We start from the raw sequence: 17,767 nt of genomic DNA, 5'->3' as shown, positions 1-17,767 counted from the left end.
GATCCCCCTTGCCGTCACGGGCCCGCCGGCGTCCGGGCCGCCTCGAAGGGCGAAGCTACCGAAACCGGATGATCTTGCACACTCGGGCCGGTCACCGCCCGCGGATCGTCCGGCGCAGCTTCGGCACCCGCTCGGCCAGCGTCCGCTCGGCCCCCCGCTGACTCGGCTCGTAGTAGTCCCGCCCCACCAGCTCGTCCGGCGGATACTGCTGCGCCAGCACGGCTTCCGGGACGTCGTGCGGGTAGCGGTAGCCCTGCGCGTTGCCGAGTTTCTTCGCGCCCGCGTAGTGCCCGTCGCGCAGGTGGGGTGGCACCGCTCCGGCCAGGCCGGCGCGGACGTCGGCCAGTGCCGCGTCGATGCTGGTCACCACCGCGTTCGATTTCGGGGCCGTTGCCAGGTGGATCGTGGCCTGGGCCAGCGCCAGCCTGCCCTCCGGCATGCCGATGAACTGCACCGCGTGCGCCGCCGCGACCGCTGCCTGCAGGGCCGTCGGGTCGGCCAGCCCGATGTCCTCGCTGGCGTGCACCACCAGCCGCCGGGCGAGGAAGCGCGGGTCCTCGCCCGCCTCGATCATCCGGGCAAGGTAGTGCAGTGCCGCGTCCACATCGGACCCGCGGATCGACTTGATGAACGCGCTGATCACGTCGTAGTGCTGGTCGCCGTCGCGGTCGTAGCGCACGGCCGCCTTGTCCACTGTGGACTCGACGATGGCGAGGTCGATCGTCTTCGCCTCGGTGGCCGAGGCCGCGTCCGCCGCCGCCTCCAGCGCGGTCAGCGCGCGGCGCGCGTCCCCGCCCGCGAGCCGGACCAGGTGGGCGCGGGCGTCCTCGGTCAGCGTCAGCTCGCCGCCGAGGCCGCGTTCGTCGGTCAGTGCCCGCTCGATCAGCTCGGTGATGTCGTCGTCGGTCAGCGGACGCAGCTGCAGCACCAGCGACCGCGACAGCAGCGGCGACACCACCGAGAACGACGGGTTCTCCGTGGTCGCCGCGACCAGCAGCACCGTGCGGTCCTCGACCGCGCCGAGCAGCGCGTCCTGCTGGGTCTTGGAGAACCGGTGCACCTCGTCGATGAACAGCACGGTGTTCTCGGCGTTGTACTGACGCCGCCGCCGCGCCTCCTCGATGACCCCGCGGACCTCCTTGACGCCCGCCGAAAGCGCGGACATCGCGACGAACCGGCGGCCGGTGGCAATCGAGACCAGGTTGGCCAGCGTCGTCTTGCCCGTGCCGGGCGGGCCGTAGAGCAGCACGGACGCCGGCGCGGCGCCCTCGACCAGCCGCCGCAGCGGGGCACCTTCGCGCAGCAGGTGCTGCTGGCCGACGACCTCGCCGAGCGAGCGCGGCCGCATCCGCACGGCCAGCGGGGAACTGGCCGGATCCGCCTGCGGTTCGGCCGCGTTCGACGTCGTGCGCTCCGGCGGAGGCGCGATGTCGGCGTTCACGGTGAAGAGCTCGTCCTGTGCCACACCGTTGACGTTAACCGACCCCACCGACAAGACCGGTTGCCGAGGTGCCCGGCACCGCGCTACCGTCGTGATGACCGGTTGACCGAAAGTGCGATTCTGGTCAACAAGTCAAATCTTCAACGAACCACCAGGTGGAGACGCATGAGCCATCCGAACCGTGAGCGCGCCGACCGCATCCTGGACGCGGCGGGTGAACTGCTGCTGCGCATGGGCTACCGCAAGGTGGCGATCGACGACATCGCGCGCGCGGTCGGCATCGGCAAGGGCACCGTCTACCTGCACTGGCGCAACAAGGAACTGCTGTTCCAGGCGCTGATGATGCGCGAGTCGGCCGACCTGACCGACGAGATACTGGCCGGGATCAAGGCCGATCCGGCGATGATCCTGCCGCACCGGATGATCTCGGCGTCGTTCCTCGTGACGCACCGCCGTCCGCTGGTGATGGCGATGCTGCGCGGCAACGCCGAGATGTTCGGCTCGCTCGGCGACCTCGCCCTGCGCAAGCAGCAGGACGAGCTGCGCGGGCAGTTCGAGGACGCGATGCTGCGACACGGGCTCATCCGGCCGGACGTCCCGAACATCAGCTACGCGCTGCAGTCCGCGACGCTCGGCTTCTACCTCGGCGACTCGATGTCCGGCGAGTTCGCGGGCATTCCGCTCGAGGAGAAGGCGGCCGCCCTCGCGCACCTGATCCGCAGCGCGTTCGAGCCCGCCGGGGAGCCCGATCCCCTGGCGGTCGCGGCCGTGGCGGACGAACTGAGCACCGCGCTCGAGGCACTCGTCTCGGGCTACCGGAACGGGATCTACGCACACGATCCCACCAGGGCACCCGGCTGACCCCGGGGCCACACAGGGGAAAGGGGCGGAAATGACGACCACACTGGCGGACACCTGGGGACTGCACGCCTCGCAGTTCTGGCTGCGGGGCAGGCAGCCGGAGAAGCGGGTCGAGTTCGCCGAAGAACTGGGGATGTGGAGCGTCTACGGGCACCCGGAGATCGAGCAGATCCTCCGCGACCCGGCGACGTTCTCCTCCGACACCACCCGCCTGGTGCCGGAGGAGATGCTGAAGAACGCCGACTACGAGGTCACCTCGGCGGGCAACCTCCTGCAGCTGGACCCGCCGCTGCACAACAAGATGCGCAAGCTCGTCAGCCGCGCCTTCACGCCGAAGGTGGTGGCGGACCTCGAGCCGCGGATCGCCGCGATCACCCACGAGCTGCTCGACGCCGTCGGCACGCAAGGACGGCTGGAGCTGGTGGAGGACCTGGCCTATCCGCTGCCGGTGATCGTGATCGCCGAGCTGCTGGGCGTGCCCGCGGGCGACCGGTACCTGTTCAAGGGCTGGGTGGACAGCATGTTCGAGTCCTCCGAGCAGATTTCGCTGGTCAAGAACGACGAAAAGCAGGACGAAGCGATCAAGAAGTCCATGGCGGGCCAGAAGGCGCTCCTGGACTACCTCGGCGAGCACGTCGACGAGCGGCGGAAGCAGCCCCGCGAGGACCTGCTGACGAAGCTGGTCGAGGCGGAGCTGGACGGCGAACGGCTCTCGCGCGCCGAGGTCGTCAACTTCGCCAACATCCTGCTGCTGGCCGGGCACATCACCACCACGATGCTGCTGGGCAACACCGTCCTGTGCCTGGACACCCACCCCGCGTGGGACGAGCGCGCCCGCGCCGACCGGACGCTGGTGCCCGCGGTGATCGAGGAGTCGCTGCGGTACCTGACGCCGTTCGCGGCGGTGGCCCGCACGACGACCCGCGAGACGGAGGTCGGCGGGGTGACGATTCCCGCCGACCGGATGCTGATGGCCTGGATCGCGGCGGCCAACCGGGACGAGCGCGTGTTCGCCGATCCGGACCGGTTCGACCCGCTGCGCGACCCGAACCCGCACCTGGCGTTCGGCCGCGGAATCCACTTCTGCATCGGCGCCCCGCTGGCCCGGCTGGAGGGCCGGGTGGCGACGAACATCCTGTTCGACCGCTACCCGGCGCTGCGCACGATCCCGGGTGAACCGCCGAAGTTCCAGGTGAACCCGAACATGACGGGGGTGCGGGAGCTGCCGCTCACGACGGCGTGAACGGCGTGCGCCCTGGGCGAAATCCCTCGCCCGGGGCGCTTTCCTGCGTCAGGGTGGACCGGTGACGATCGCGGTGCTTTCCGACATCCACGGTGTGCTCCCGGCGCTGGAGGCGGTACTGGCCGAGCCCGACGTCGCGGCGGCGGACCGGATCGTGCTGCTCGGCGACCTGCTGGCGGGCCCGATGCCGGTGGAGACGCTGGCCCGGCTGAGGGCTCTGGGCCCGCGCGCGGTCTGGGTGCGCGGCAACGCCGACCGCGAGCTGACCGAAGCCGTCCCGGACATCCCGGACCCGATCGGCGGCTGGGCGGCCCGGCAGCTGAGCCCGGCGGACCTGGCCATGCTGGCCGGGCTGCCGCTCACGGTGACCCTGGACGACGTGCTGTTCTGCCACGCAACCCCGCGCGACGACAGCGAAATCGTCCTCGTCGACAGCCCGCTGTCACGCTGGGCCGAGGTCCTCGACGGTGTCCCGCAGCCGACGATCGTCTGCGGGCACACGCACATGCCGTTCACGCGGCTGGCCGACCGGCGGCTGGTCGTCAACCCCGGCAGCGTCGGAATGCCGTACGGGACACCGGGTGCGCACTGGGCGTTGCTCGGCGACGGCGTCCAGCTGCGGCGCACGCCGTACGACGCCGAGGCGGCGTGCCGGTTCCTCGTGGCGCACAGCGGCTATCCGGACATCGAGGAGTGGGCGGACTTCTTCGTCCGCAACCCGGTCTCGGACGCCGAAGCGCTGCGGGTGTTCAGCGGGCGCGGAACGAGTTCCACATGATGGCCGCGGCGTAGGGCAGGAACTCGCGGCCGCGGCGGCACAGCCACGGGATGCCCTTCAGCACCAGCCAGCCGAGGTGCGCGGCCGCGCCCGGCTCGGCGCCGCCGCCGCACGTCAGGCTGACCGGTGCGGGCACGGCGAACCCGGCTTCGGCGAGCAGGCCGGTGAAGCCGTCGGCGAGCATGCGGTGACCGAGTTCGGAGGGGTGCAGCCGGTCGACGCTCCACGACGTCAGGTCGTACGCACCGGGCAGCCGCGCGAGGTCGAGGCAGGGCACGCGTTCGCGGGTGACGACCTCGTCGATGGCCGCGTTGAGTTCGGCGACACGGGCGCTGAGGGCGCGCTTGAGCGACGGCGGGAGGCGGAAGACCCGGCTGTGGTCGTGGAACCGGACCGGCACGACGGTGGTGCCGACCGCCCGGAGCCTGCCGATGACCTCGGTGAGGTCGGCGGCGATCCGGGCGGCGTCGAAGTCGGGCCGCAGGGTGTCGTTCATGCCGGCGACGAGCAGCGCGACATCGGGCCGGTGCGCGACGGCGGCGGGCACCTGCTCGGTGAGCACGCACCGCATCCGCGCGCCGGCGAAGGCGGGATTGAGGTAGCCGCCGGGCGCGACCCCGAGTGCGTCGGCGACGAGCGGGCCGACACCCCGCCAGCCACCCCGCCGCGGCAGGGGATCCCCGAGGCCGACGGCGGTCGAGTCCCCGAGCACGGCGAGCCGCTGCGCCCGCCGGGGCGCCGCCGGGGCGGGGAAGGAGGATTCGGGAGTGACTTCGACACCGATCACGGTCACGCTGACGACCATCGGCCACCGAGACTCACACCCGGTGAGGTGGAGGTAACGCGCCTGGGACGGCGTGCCTAATTCTTGACGCGCGCTTCACCCGCTCAGCGGAAAGCCGGGTAGAACGCCAGGTCCGCGTGCGGGCCCAGCCGGGCCGCCAGTGCCGCCGCGACCTTCGCCGCGAACTCCGACACCTCGGTCATCCGCACGTAGCCCGCGTGCTTGGCCAGGTCGCGCCACCACGTCACGAACGCCGCCTCGCGGCTGACCGGGGCCGCGTGCCGGGAGAGGTCCAGTGCGCCCAGCTCCTCCCCCGTGATCAGCCAGACGCGCAGCAGCTCGCTCGTCGTCAGGTGACCGGCCAGCACGTCGTCGTCGGCGAACGCGGGCCACACGCCCACGATCTCCGCGCGCCACGCCGCGATCATCGCCTCGCTCATGCCTGCCGGCAGGGCCAGCGCGTCCGGCCAGCTCGCGAACGGCAGCCGCAGGTGGGCCGCGTCGATCAGGGCCGAGCGGACGCAGCCGTACTCGAAGTCGAGGAAGCGGACACCCTCGACCGTCACGAGGTTGTTGTCCGGGCTCAGCTCCACCGGGCTGAACGCGCGGAATCCCGCCGACCGGGACTGCTCCACCGCCGCCGTCACCGCAACGCGGACCGCGTCCGGCACCGGGATGCCCAGCCGCTCCTGGATCAGCGACGGCACCTCGGCGCACCGCTCGTCGAGGTCGGCCGAGTCGCGCTTCGCCGGGCCGCCGAGGCGGCGCAGCAGCGCGTTGAAGTCCGCTTCGCGCCCGGCCGTGCTCGCGTGCAGCCTGCCCAGCGACCGGGCCCACGACAGCAGCGCCCGCTCGGCCGCCCGGGAGTCGCGGGCGTAGAGCTTGTCCTCCAGCGTCGGCGTGCGGCCGAGGTCCTCCAGCACCAGCACGCGGTCACGGCCGTCGTGGGCGATCAGTTCCGGGCACATCCGCTCGTCCGGCGCCAGCGCGGTGAACAGCTGGTAGCTGACCGCCTCCTGGGCGAACGGGTCGGCACCCGACTCCGGCCGGTCCGGGTAGTGCTTGATCACCAGCGTCCGCGGCAACGCGAACGACGACGACACGACCCTGGCCCGCACCACCGTCGCCGGCCCGCTCCCCGCGAGGTCCTCGGGGGAGACCAGGGTGATCGCGCTGCCGAACCGGCGCGAGAGAACCGACTCGCCTGCCGCGACCGCCGCGGCCACGGCGAGCTGCTCGGCTCCTGCCCCGACCCCAGCGTCGCCGGCGGAGGAGGTGTCGACTGTCATTGTCACCGACCCTACTCGTGACTGAGCAACCATGACTATTGACATCCGGACAGGAGAGCGTATCCCGCCCGGACGGGGTCACCCGCGTGAAAGCGGACGCATTCCCACCGGGGAACGTTGCCCATTCCGGCGCACGATCAACACAATGGCCGCTGCTGCAACGATTCCGAGGAGGTTGACCAGCAGCTGGCCGACCGACTGGAGACACCGGCTCCACTCCCCCGCCACGGCGGCGACGACCGCGTAGCCCGCGGCGGGCACCGTCGTCACGGAGATGAACACGCCCACCAGCGCGGCCGACTTCGCCGACGTCATGGCCAGCATCCCGGCTGCCCCGGCGAGCATCGCCACGACCAGCGACGGCACGCCGACGGAGAAGACGAAGTCGACCTCGCTGTGCTGCTGCAGCTGGAACGCCTTCTCGCCGAAGACACCGGTCGCCCGGACCAGCAGCGCGCCACCCAGCGTGACCACCATGGCCAGCGGGAACCCGGCACCCAGCGCGGCCGCGGCCTGCCGGACCAGCTGCCCGTGCCGCAGCACCACGCCCACGGCGAGCGCGGCCAGCGGCCCGAACTCCGGCCCGACGACCATCGCGCCGACGATCGTCACGGCGGAGTCGGTGAGCACCCCGACCGCGGCGAGCAGGCACGCGATGGTGAGGAACGCCAGGAACGTCACGTTGAGCCGCGACTCTTCACCCGTGCGGCCCAGCAGTTCCTGCCACACGACCGCGTCCGCGGCCTCGCCCGGCGCGGCCTCCTCCGCCCGGTCGGCGGCGTCGGACAGCGCGGTGTCGAGTGCTTCGAGCGTGATCCCGCCGGAGTGGTCGAGGTCGAGCGCGCACAGCTCGCCGATGATCTCGTCCGCGGCCTCGCGGGCGATGTCGGCCTCGACCAGGTCACCGGCGGGCTCCACGGCGGCGCCGCGGTGCACGATCAGGTGCGCCGTCCCGGCGTGTGCCCGCAGGATGCCGAGCGCCTCGGCGGTCTTCTCCGGCGGGCACACGGCCCTCAGGTGCAGCACTAGTTCTGCGGGGTGGCGGCCGGTTTCGCGTCGATGCCGGCCTCCTTGCGCTGCTGCGCGGTGATCGGCGCGGGCGCCGCGGTCAGCGGGTCGTACCCGCCGCCGGTCTTCGGGAACGCGATCACGTCACGCAGCGAGTCGGCCTTGGCCAGCAGCATGACGATCCGGTCCCAGCCGAACGCGATGCCGCCGTGCGGCGGAGGGCCGAAGGCGAAGGCGTCGAGCAGGAAGCCGAACTTCTCCTGCGCCTCCTCCTCGCCGAGACCCATCAGCGAGAAGACGCGCTTCTGGACGTCGCCGCGGTGGATACGGATCGAGCCGCCGCCGATCTCGTTGCCGTTGCAGACGATGTCGTAGGCGTAGGCGAGCGCGTTGCCCGGGTCCTGCTCGAACTTGTCGATCCACTCCGGGGTCGGCGAGGTGAAGGCGTGGTGCACCGCGGTCCACTTGCCGGAGCCGACGGCGACGTCGTCGCCGATGTCCTCGACCGGCGCGAACAGCGGCGCGTCGACAACCCACACGAACGACCAGGCGTTCTCGTCGATCAAGCCGAGGCGCTTGCCGATCTCGTCGCGCGCGGCGCCCAGCAGCGGCTGCGTCGACGCGGCCTTGCCGGCGGAGAAGAAGATGCAGTCGCCCGGCTTCGCGCCCGCCGCCGCGGCGACGTTCTCGCGCTCGTGCTCGGACAGGTTCTTGGCGACCGGGCCGCCGAGCGTGCCGTCTTCGTTCACGAGGATGTACGCGAGGCCGCGCGCGCCGCGCTGCTTCGCCCACTCCTGCCACGCGTCGAGCTGGCGGCGCGGCTGGTCGGCGCCGCCCGCCATCACGACCGCACCGACGTACGGGGCCTGGAACACGCGGAAGGGCGTGTCGGCGAAGAACTCCGTCATGTCGGTGATCTCGAGGTCGAAGCGCAGGTCCGGCTTGTCCGAGCCGTACTTGGCCATCGCCTCGTGGTAGGTGATGCGCGGGATGGGCCGCGGGATCTCGTGCCCGATCAGCTTCCACAGCGCGGAGACGATGTCCTCGCCGAGCGCGATGACGTCGTCCTGCTCGACGAAGCTCATCTCGATGTCGAGCTGGGTGAACTCCGGCTGCCGGTCGGCGCGGAAGTCCTCGTCGCGGTAGCAGCGGGCGATCTGGTAATACCGCTCGATGCCGCCGACCATGAGCAGCTGCTTGAACAGCTGCGGCGACTGCGGCAGCGCGTACCAGGAGCCGGGCTTGAGCCGGGCGGGCACGAGGAAGTCGCGGGCGCCTTCGGGGGTGGAGCGGGTCATGGTCGGGGTCTCGACCTCGACGAAGTCCTGCGCGTGCAGCACCTCACGCGCAACCCGGCTGACCTCGCTGCGCAGCCGCATGGCGGCGGCCGGCCCGCTGCGGCGCAGGTCGAGGTAGCGGTGCTTGAGCCGGACCTCCTCGCCGACGTCGACCCGGTCGTCGATCGGGAACGGCAGCGGCGCCGACTCGGACAGGACCTCCAGCCCGGTGGTCAGGATCTCGATCTCCCCGGTGGGGATGTCGGCGTTGACGTTGCCCTCGGGCCGCTTCGCCACCTCGCCGACGACCTTGACGCAGTATTCGGAGCGCAGCTGGTGCGCACGCTCGGCCATCTCGCCCTCGCGGAAGACGACCTGGACCACCCCGCTGGCGTCACGCAGGTCGATGAAGATGACGCCGCCGTGATCCCGCCGCCGGGCCACCCATCCGGTGAGGGTGACGGTCTGGCCGGCCTGCCCGGCACGCAGGGTGCCGGCTCGATGAGTGCGGAGCACTGCGACTGCTCTCCTTCGACATGGGGTTCTCGCTGCCAGGGAAGGCTAACGAACCTCCCAGCGTACGGCTTCGGCAGGCCGGGCTTGCGCGGAGGCCGCCAAGGGGCCGCCACCAAGGCCCGACCGCCGAGAGCCGCCAGGCCCCCACAGCCGCCACGACCGGGCCGCCACCGGCCCACCACCACCGGGCCTCCACCGGCAGGCGGCGCGCGGCCAACGCCAAGCCGCCACCACCGGGCCGCCAGCGCCAAGCGGCCGCCACCAAGCCCCACCGCCAAGGCCGCCACCGGCGGCCCGCACCACCGGTCGCCACCGCCTGACCGGTACCACCGAGCCGCCACCGGCGAGCCCCGCCGCCAAAGCCGCCCGGCCACCACCGGCGAGCCCCGCCGCCAAGGCCACCATCACCAAGCCGCCGCCACCGCCGAGCAGCCGCCCCGGGCCGGGCCAACGCGCCGCGACCCCGTCACTTCAAAGCACGAAGCGCGGCCGGGCCTCCAGCGCCGCCACCAGGCGATGTGCCTGGGCCAGGTAGGCCGCGACCTGGTAGATCCGCCCGCCCGGGTGCGCCACCAGCCAGCTTGCCGCCGCGGCTGCCGAAGCGAAGAACGGCTGGCCCGCGCAGGCCACCGCGTCGACGTTGTCCAGGCCGAACCCGAGGTCGACCGCCGCGACCACCGCCGCGGGTGGGTCGACCTGGAGGATTGCCTGCGGGTTGAGGTCGATGCGGATGCGGGTGCCGGTGACCGGGCAGGTCGCGGCCGCGTGCACGCGCTCGCCCGTCGCGATGGCCAGCAGGAACATGTCCACCGAGCCGTCCGGGCCCGCGCCGAGCGTGCCCTCGGCCGGGGCCAGGCGGTGGTGGGCGCCGCGCGGGGCCGGGCCCGTCGAGACCAGGTCGTGGCGCAGCGTGAACCCGATCAGCTCGACCAGCCGCCGGGCTTCGGCGGGGGCGACGCCGACCGTCGCGGCCAGCCGGTCGACCCCCACGGGGTGCCGCCCGGCCCGGGTCAGCTTGAGCGCCGCCCAGGCGAGCCGCGCCGCCGCGACCCGGTCGGTCTGCGAGGTCGTCACCGTCCGGCTCCTTCCGCCATCGATCCCTTCGACGGTAGGCGCCGGTGACACGGGACGACAACCGAACGGCGCAGCGTGTCACCCGGTCAGTCCACAAAGGACTCACAGCAGGCGGAGCTGCTCGGCGGGCCCGGCCACCGGCGACGGCGGCGGCTCCTCCCGCGGGTCGTAGCCGGTCTTGGGGGCCAGGCCGTGCCGCCGCAGCAACGGCGCGACCCGCTGGGCGAGCCGCTCCCGGTACGCCTTGTCGACATAGCTGCCGCGCGCGTACAGCTCCCGGTACCGCGGCACGAGCGCCGGGTACGTCCCGGCCAGCCACCGGCCGAACCACTCGCGGGAGCCGGGCCGCAGGTGCAGCGGGAACGCCGTCACACTCGTCGCGCCCGCGTCGGCGAGCTGCGCGAACAGCGCGTCGAGGGCGTCGGCGGAGTCGGTCAGGTACGGCAGGACCGGCGCCACCAGCACCGAGCACGGCAGCCCGGCGTCCCGCGCCTTGCGGATCAGCTCCAGCCGCGCCCGCGGGCTCGGCGTCCCCGGTTCGAGGCGGTGCTGCAGCTCGCCGTCGAGCAGGGCGAGCGACACCGCGAGGGAGACCGGGACGTCCGCCGCGGCGTCCCGCAGCAGCGGCAGGTCGCGCGCCAGCACGGTGCCCTTGGTCAGCACCGACAACGGCGTCCCGGAGCGGGCCAGCGCCGTGATGATCCCCGGCATCAGCCGGTAGCGGCCCTCGGCGCGCTGGTACGGGTCGGTGTTGGTGCCCATCGCGACGTGCTCGCGACGCCACGACGGCTTCTTCAGCTGCGCGGCCAGCACCTGCGGGGCGTTGACCTTGACGATCACCTGGGTGTCGAAGTCGCGGCCCGCGTCGAAGTCGAGGTAGGTGTGGGTGTTCCGGGCGAAGCAGTTGTGCGACACCATGCCGTCGGCGATGAAGTCGCCGGTGCCGGTGGTGATGTCGAACAGCGGCAGCTGCAGGCCGAGCGGCTCGATCGCCTCGACACAGCGGCGGCTCGCGCCGATCACGGCGCCGTCGAGCGACCGCTTCCACACCACGGCCGGGTTGCTCACGTGCAGGAACCGCAGCACCTCCCCGACCCCGCCGAGCAGCCGGATCTCCTGCCGCGTCGGGAACTTCGGCACCTCGTCGAGCTGGGCGGTGAAGCCGAAGCGGGCGAGCGCGGCGGCGAAGGCGTCGGCGATCTCGGGCTCGTCGTGCGCGACGGCCAGGACACCGCGCGCGAAGTCGCCCGCGAGGTCGAAGACGCCGGCGAGGAAGCCGCGCTGCCAGTGCGCGTCCGGGTCCGGCGGCACCTGGAGGAACCCGACGGACGCCCCGAAGTCCGGCAGGTAGGTCAGTGCCCGTGCGGCGGCGTCGGGCTCGGCGGCGAACCCGCCGGAGCGCAGCATCCCGCACAGGTAGCCGGCCCGGTACCCGAGCGTCTCGTCCGGCGTCGGCTCGAACCGGCCGACCCCGATCAGCTCGGTGCCGGGCTCCAGGTGCGGCCGCTGCGCGGCACCGAACTTGCTGCCGGTGACGTGCTTCCACCCCTTCGAGGTGAGGAACCGGTGATCCCCGCCCGCGACGAGCCGGGTGCCGTCGTCGAGGGTGACCCGGTAGGCGGCGCGCAGGGTGGTCCAGTGCGCTTCGACCCGGGTGGGCACCAGCCGCCGGGACGCACCGTGGCCGCGGGTGCCGTAGATCTCGTCGCCGACCTTCAGCTCGGCGAGCGCCTTCGTCCGGCCGTCGGCCATCAGGATCCGGGTGCCGCCTTCGAGGCAGTAGGTGCAGGCGTGCGAGCAGCCCCGGTAGGGGTTGACGGTCCAGCGGAACGGCACCCCGGAGCCGGTGGGCACCTTGTTCAGCACCGAGCGGGCGTGCACCTCGTGAAAGGTGACGCCGTCGAATTCCGGTGACCGCACCGACCGCACCAGGCCCTCCAGCCCGGGCAGTGCCGGCTCACCCTCCCCTGTCCGCTGCCGATCCCATCGCACCGCGCCAGTCGAACATACGTTCTAGAGAGGTGTCAAACCGGTTCTGCGCAGTCGTGGTGCTGGTGTGACTGCCGGGACGAACGCGGCCGCCGCAGGGTCGCTGCGGCGGCCGCGCCTCCCCCTTCCCGGTTACGGCCGGGCGGCTAGAACTCCCAGTCCTGGTTGCCCTGACCGGGTCCGTAGTCGTCCCACAGCTGCACCTTGGTCCCGTTGCCCCCGAGAGTGTTGGTGTCGGCGTCCAGCACCCGGCCGCTGGCGTAGTTGACCCACTTGTACAGCTCGTTGCCGGTCCGGCCGTCGTGATAACCGGTGTCGACCAGCTTCCAGAACTGGTTGAGCTGCCCGTTGCCGTAGTCGTCCCACAGCTGCACGAAGGTGCCGTTGCCGCCGAGGGTGTTGGTGTCGGCGTCGAGGACGCGGCCACTCGCGTTGTTGTAGATCTTGTACACCCCGGTCACGGTGGTGGCGCCGAAGCTCCACCACTGGTTGACCTGGCCGTCGCCGTAGTCGTCCCACAGCTGCACCTTGGTCCCGTTGCCGCCGAGAGTGTTCGTGTCGGCGTCCAGCACCCGGCCACTCGCGAAACTGCGGATCTTCGCGGAATACGCCTTCGCAGCGGCCGGTTCGGCGGGCCGTTCGGCAGCCGCGGCCGAGCTCACCGACGGCATCGGGCCCGGCTTACCGGGGGCGGCCGCAGTGCTCCGGACCGGCGCGGCGTCGTAGGGATACGTCCCTTCCGCCCGGAGCGGCGAGGCCGCGGCCACCCCCGTCCCGGCGGTCAGCAGGGCGCCGCCGAGCGCCAGTCCGGCAAGCGCGCCGAATACTCTTTTCATCGTCGATCCTTCCAGGATGCCCTCGGATAATGCGCGGAAAGAACGTTCCGCGGAGAATTCCCCACCGGCGATACCGGCGGATTCATCGTGACATTCACCGCGAGCGCGGAACCAGGTCACGAACCGGCCACCTGTGACCGGCCGGTGGCTGGTTTCCCTTCTGCCCCGTGGTTATCGTCGTCACCAGGGGATCGGGAGGGGGAGATCGGCGTGGGTGATCAATGCGCGGCGCTCAGGCGCTTCAGGCTCCGGGCGGGGCTGACCCAGGAGGCACTGGCCGAGCGCTCGGGGGTGTCGGTTCGCACGATCCGCGGGCTGGAGACCGGGAACCGGCGCAATCCGCAGCGCAGTTCGTTGCGGCAGCTGGCCGACGCGCTGGAACTGCCGGACGGCGACCGCGCCGAGCTGATGTCCGCGGAGCAGGCGAGTGCCAAGGTGGTCCCGCGGCAGCTGCCGCCGCCTCCGCGCCGGTTCACCGGACGGCACCGTGAGCTGGCCGAGCTGACCGATGCGGTGCGGGCCGCCGACGGCGACGCGGTCGCCGTCTCCGCCGTCGGGGGTGCGGGCGGGATCGGGAAGACCTGGCTGGCGTTGCACTGGGCGCACCGGCACGCGGACGACTTCCCGGACGGCCAGCTGTACGCGAACCTCCGCGGATTCGACGTGAGCAGCTCCCCGGTGCGGCCCGAGGTGGTGCTCCGCGCTTTCCTGGAGGCCCTGGGTGTTCCCTCGGCGTCGCTGCCCCTGGAGGCCGGGGCGCTGCACGGGTTGTTCCGCAGCCTCACCGAGGGACGCCGCCTGCTGGTCGTCCTCGACAACGCGCGCGACACCGAGCAGGTCGTCCCGCTGCTGCCCGGCCGGTCGGCCTCCGCGGTGCTGGTGACCAGCAGGAACCGGCTCACCGGGCTGGTCGCCACGCACGGCGCGACCGCGGTGGAGCTCGACGTCCTGAACCGCGACGACGCGCGGCAGCTCCTGGTCGGTCACGTCGGCCGCCACCGCGCGGACGGCGAGCCGGGCTCCGTCGCGGAGCTGCTGGACCACTGTTCGGGCCTGCCACTGGCGCTGGGCATCGTCGCGGCGCGCGTCACCGGCCATCCCGGCTTTCCCCTGCACGCGCTGGCGGAGGAGCTGCGGAACACGGCCGCGCGGCTCGACGGCTTCGACGCCGGTGAGTTCACCGCCAATCTGAGGGCTGTCTTTTCCGCGTCCTACAGCGCATTGGACGCCGGAGCCGCCCGGCTTTTCGGGTTGCTCGGGCTGCTGCCGTCGCCGGACGTCGGCGTGCCGGTGGTGGCCAGCCTCGCGGCGCGGCCCGTGCCCGCGGCCCGGCGGCTGCTGCGCGCGCTCGAGCACGCCCACCTCGTCCACCAGCCGCAGCCCGGCCGGTACCGGATGCACGACCTGACCGCGCTCTACGCGGCCGAACGGGCCCGCGCCGTCCTCCCGGCGCACGACCGCGCCGCGGCGCTGGAACGCCTGGTCGACCACTACGTGCACACCACGATCGCCGCGGACCGGATGCTGCGCGACCGGCCCGCCGTGCTCGAACTCGGCGCCCCCGGGCCGGGCTGCGTCCCGGAAGTGCCGCGGGACATCGGTGCGGCGATGACGTGGCTGGCCACCGAACACGACATCCTGCTGGAGATCCAGGCACTGGCAGCGGCGCAGGGCTGGCACGCCCGGGTCTGGCGGCTGGCTCAGGGACTGGGCATCTTCCACTGGCGACGCGGCATGTTCGAAGAGAACCTGGTCTCCTCGCAGCGGGCACTCGCCGCCGCGGAGGCACTGAACGAGCCGGAGGCCATCGCGATCACCGCCCGGAACCTGGGCTACGACCACCTGAAGCTCGGCCGCCACGCCGAGGCGGCCGGCTACCTGGAACGGGCCCGGCTGATCAACGAAGAGCACGGGTTCACCGAGGCGCTCGCGCACACCTACGGCGTCCTGACCCACCTGGCGGAGCGCGGCAACGACCACCGGACGGCAGTGGGGTACGCACTCAAGTCCGCGCGGCTGTTCCGTTCTCTGGGCAAGCCGGACGACGAGGCCAACGCCCTCAACGCCATGGGCTGGCACCAGGTCATGCTCGGAGAGTTCGACACGGCGAGAGAGCTGTGCACGAGGGCGCTCGGCATGCTGGGCGAAGGCAGGGGCCGCGGCAAGGAAGTGTGCGCGGTGCTCCACAGCCTCGGGTACATCGCGAAGAAGACGGGCCAGTACGCCGAAGCGCTGTGGCATCTCCGGCGATCCATCCCGCTGTACGAAGAGATCGGCGACGAGTTCGCCGAAGCCAATGCGTGGGAGGACATCGCGGAAGTCCACGCGGCGATGGGGAACACCCGCGAGGCGGAACACGCGTGGCGCACCGCGCTGACCATGTTCGAGTCGCAGAACCGGATTGCCGACGCGCACCGTGTTTCCGCCCGGCTGAGCCCGTTGGTCCACTCGATCGTGTAGTCGAACTTCTGTTCGATGGTCGGTAACGTCGACGTCATGAACAGGACCTTCGCCCTGCATCCAGCCGAGCCGGCCACTTTCCGGCCGCCGATCCTCAGAAATACAGGTTGATCACGTCATGACTCAGCTTCAGCACCGGAATCAGTCCCGACGCCAGCGATGCGAACCGCACCGCGCGACCGCGTACCGGGTAGCCCGCGTCGCCGACGAGGTGGTCGGCTTCGAGGCGGATCGTGCGGGCCGCCAAGTGGTCGCCCTCCTCCTCGGCCGCGTCGCTGTCCGCGTTCAACGCCAGGATCTTGTCGCGCAACGTCGTTTCGTAGGCCTTGGCGATACCGCGGCGGAGCGTCGTCAGCATGGCCACGTTGAGCACCATGCCCACGAAAGCCACCGTGGCCAGCAGGATGTTGACGAACAGGCGGTAGGCGGGCGCCGCCTCCGGGTCGCGCATGATGTAGATCAGCACGATCAGGGAGCACACGAACGACAGCGACGAAAAATACGCCACCGCCACGAGACCGCCGACCGGGCGCCAGCCGTGGTCGCGGTCGACGCGGGCCGGGACGTGGTGGAACACCATCAGTTTCGGGGCGTCGCGGAACAGGCGGGCCAGGTGGTAGTACAAATATGCCTGCCGGCACGCGAAATACGTGCCGATCGAGCCGACGACGATCCACAGGGCGGCCATGGCCGGGTCGGTCTGCCAGCGGGCCCACCACGACAGCCGGTAGGCCTCCTGCAGCGCCGGGGCCGGGTGGTGGACGCCCTGGATGTCGGGCAGTGCCTTGAACAGGTGGCTGCTGCCGGAAACATTGACGTAGAACCAGATTCCCACGGCGAGGACGCCCGCCAGCAGCAGGAGCTGGCGCCGCTTGGACACGCGCAGCTTCGCGAAGAAGTCGTCGTAGCGCTTCTTCATCGGCTCCTGTTCCAGCTGGCCGCGGTCGAAGATCGCCGTGCTGCCGCCGGACAGCACGCGGTCGAGGTTGCGCAGGCGCCGCACCAGCAGCAGATACAGCACCACCGCCATCTCCGACGTCACGCCGAGGCCCAGGCTGGGCAGGTCGGCCGTGAACGGCAGCCGGACACACGTCAGGCCCTGGTTGTCCGGCCCGAAGAACATCAACGCCAGGATGCGGCCCGGGCTGCAGCCCGGCGCCGTCAGCGTTCCGTGGACCGCCGACGAAACCGCCATGTACACCATGGCGGCGGGCACGCCGAGCACCAGCAGCAGCTCCGCGGCCGGGCGGCCCGGGGCGAACGGGCGGGCGCTCACCGCGCGGTCCCGCCGAACAGGAACGCATACGTACGCTCGGGCATCTCGACGTGCGGGAAGTGGGCACAGCTGTCGAGCAGGTGCGTCTCGGCGTGCTCGCACACGCGCCGCAGGTCGACCATGTCGGCCACCGGGACCAGCTTGTCCTTCACCCCGAACACGGCGACCAGCGGGCAGCGGATCCGCCGCCACCGCACCTCCGGGCGGTAGTCGGCGCCGTTCTGGGCGGCGAGCAGGAACGACCGCGGGCGCATGCCCACCGTGAGCCGGTCGAGGAACGTCCGGTTCGCCCGCCACGGATACGCCAGGAATCCCCGCAGTGTCAACGGAAGGAGACGGGCACGGCGCAGCAACGCCATCCCGCGCAGCCCGGCGGGCCCGAGCGTCGCCAGCGCGCTCTGCGAGAAGTAGGCCGCCGCCACCCTGGGCCGCCGGACCAGGCTGGTCCACGGGTTCTGCACCGTCCGGATCACCGAAAAGTACGCGCCCGCGACCAGGTGGACCGACGTGACGACACCGGGATTGCGGCCGGCCATGTCGAGTGCGAGGAACCCGCCCATCGAATGCCCGGCCAGCCGCACCGACCGGTAGCCCAGCTCCGCGGCCACGTCGAGCACCAGGTCCCCCACCTGCCCCATGTCCAGGTGGTCCTTCGTGTTCTCCGACGCCCCGAACCCGGGCAGGTCGACCAGCAGCAGCTCGCCGAGGTCGTCGCCGCGCTTGCGGGCGACCCGCAGGATCGGCGTCCACGTCGTCCAGTCGTTGGCGACGCCGTGCAGGAACACCGTGACCGTGCCGCCGGACGGGTCCGGGCTGTGCAGGTAGTGCAGCCTGCCGAACGGTCCGTCGCGGTGGGCCCGGACCAGCCCGAAGACCGCCGGGTCATGGTCGAGTTCGAACGGGAAGTACTCGTCCGGTTTGCCCACTGCGGCTCC

14 protein-coding genes are annotated in these 17,767 nt (G+C 71.9%); 4 read left to right on the top strand and 10 right to left on the bottom strand.

The features are described 5' to 3' along the window. Positions 1–91: 91 nt before the first annotated feature. Positions 92–1,465 (bottom strand): replication-associated recombination protein A, encoded by a 1,374-nt coding sequence (locus tag ABJI51_RS01295; RefSeq protein ID WP_348946990.1) that lies wholly within the window; start codon positions 1,463–1,465, stop codon positions 92–94. A gap of 141 nt (positions 1,466–1,606) precedes the next feature. Here ABJI51_RS01295 and ABJI51_RS01290 point away from each other — a divergent pair, with 141 nt between their 5' ends. From ABJI51_RS01290 to ABJI51_RS01280, 3 genes are all read left to right on the top strand, one after another. Continuing rightward, positions 1,607–2,302: a TetR/AcrR family transcriptional regulator gene (locus ABJI51_RS01290; RefSeq protein ID WP_348946989.1), complete on the top strand. Its 696-nt coding sequence runs from the start codon at positions 1,607–1,609 to the stop codon at positions 2,300–2,302. A 31-nt stretch (positions 2,303–2,333) separates the two neighbouring features. Next, positions 2,334–3,545 carry a cytochrome P450 gene (locus ABJI51_RS01285; protein ID WP_348946987.1) on the top strand — a complete coding sequence of 404 codons (1,212 nt, stop codon included), beginning with the start codon at positions 2,334–2,336 and terminating at the stop codon, positions 3,543–3,545. A 61-nt stretch (positions 3,546–3,606) separates the two neighbouring features. After that, positions 3,607–4,323, top strand: coding sequence for a metallophosphoesterase family protein (locus ABJI51_RS01280; RefSeq protein WP_348946986.1), 717 nt, complete (start codon positions 3,607–3,609; stop codon positions 4,321–4,323). Here ABJI51_RS01280 and ABJI51_RS01275 read toward each other — a convergent pair. The 7 genes from ABJI51_RS01275 to ABJI51_RS01245 form a co-directional block, all read right to left on the bottom strand. After that, on the bottom strand, positions 4,295–5,128 hold the full coding sequence (locus ABJI51_RS01275; protein WP_348946985.1) for an SGNH/GDSL hydrolase family protein: 834 nt from the start codon (positions 5,126–5,128) through the stop codon (positions 4,295–4,297). The two genes, ABJI51_RS01280 and ABJI51_RS01275, sit on opposite strands and share 29 nt — an antisense overlap. An 83-nt stretch (positions 5,129–5,211) precedes the next feature. Next, complete coding sequence (locus ABJI51_RS01270) at positions 5,212–6,396, bottom strand: phosphotransferase (protein ID WP_348946984.1); 1,185 nt, start codon at positions 6,394–6,396, stop codon at positions 5,212–5,214. Positions 6,397–6,474: 78 nt separating this feature from the next. Beyond that, positions 6,475–7,422 (bottom strand): DUF389 domain-containing protein, encoded by a 948-nt coding sequence (locus tag ABJI51_RS01265; RefSeq protein ID WP_348946983.1) that lies wholly within the window; start codon positions 7,420–7,422, stop codon positions 6,475–6,477. Next, entirely contained in the window at positions 7,422–9,197 is a 1,776-nt protein-coding gene (gene aspS, locus ABJI51_RS01260; protein ID WP_348946982.1) for an aspartate--tRNA ligase, read from the bottom strand. The genes ABJI51_RS01265 and aspS overlap by 1 nt, the downstream gene beginning before the upstream one ends. A gap of 471 nt (positions 9,198–9,668) precedes the next feature. Then, positions 9,669–10,271: an organomercurial lyase gene (gene merB, locus ABJI51_RS01255; RefSeq protein WP_348946981.1), complete on the bottom strand. Its 603-nt coding sequence runs from the start codon at positions 10,269–10,271 to the stop codon at positions 9,669–9,671. Between the two features lie 102 nt (positions 10,272–10,373). After that, positions 10,374–12,263: an intein-containing Rv2578c family radical SAM protein gene (locus tag ABJI51_RS01250; RefSeq protein ID WP_348946980.1), complete on the bottom strand. Its 1,890-nt coding sequence runs from the start codon at positions 12,261–12,263 to the stop codon at positions 10,374–10,376. 143 nt (positions 12,264–12,406) lie between these two features. Then, a complete protein-coding gene (locus tag ABJI51_RS01245) occupies positions 12,407–13,096 on the bottom strand; it encodes an RICIN domain-containing protein (RefSeq protein ID WP_348946979.1) in 690 nt (229 codons plus the stop codon). Positions 13,097–13,306: 210 nt separating this feature from the next. Here ABJI51_RS01245 and ABJI51_RS01240 point away from each other — a divergent pair, with 210 nt between their 5' ends. Then, positions 13,307–15,556, top strand: coding sequence for an ATP-binding protein (locus ABJI51_RS01240; protein WP_348946978.1), 2,250 nt, complete (start codon positions 13,307–13,309; stop codon positions 15,554–15,556). 94 nt (positions 15,557–15,650) lie between these two features. Here ABJI51_RS01240 and ABJI51_RS01235 read toward each other — a convergent pair whose 3' ends face one another. Then, entirely contained in the window at positions 15,651–16,832 is a 1,182-nt protein-coding gene (locus ABJI51_RS01235; protein ID WP_348946977.1) for a hypothetical protein, read from the bottom strand. Continuing rightward, the gene (locus tag ABJI51_RS01230) at positions 16,829–17,758 is read right to left on the bottom strand and encodes an alpha/beta fold hydrolase (RefSeq protein WP_348946976.1); all 930 of its coding nucleotides are present in this window, start codon (positions 17,756–17,758) and stop codon (positions 16,829–16,831) included. The genes ABJI51_RS01235 and ABJI51_RS01230 overlap by 4 nt, the downstream gene beginning before the upstream one ends. Between the last annotated feature and the right edge of the window lie 9 nt (positions 17,759–17,767).

Origin of the sequence: Amycolatopsis melonis (assembly GCF_040064235.1) — a bacterium.
In the GTDB taxonomy this organism is placed as follows: domain Bacteria; phylum Actinomycetota; class Actinomycetes; order Mycobacteriales; family Pseudonocardiaceae; genus Amycolatopsis; species Amycolatopsis melonis.
Note: the sequence above shows the minus strand (reverse complement) of the source record. Positions and strands in the feature narration are given on the sequence as shown.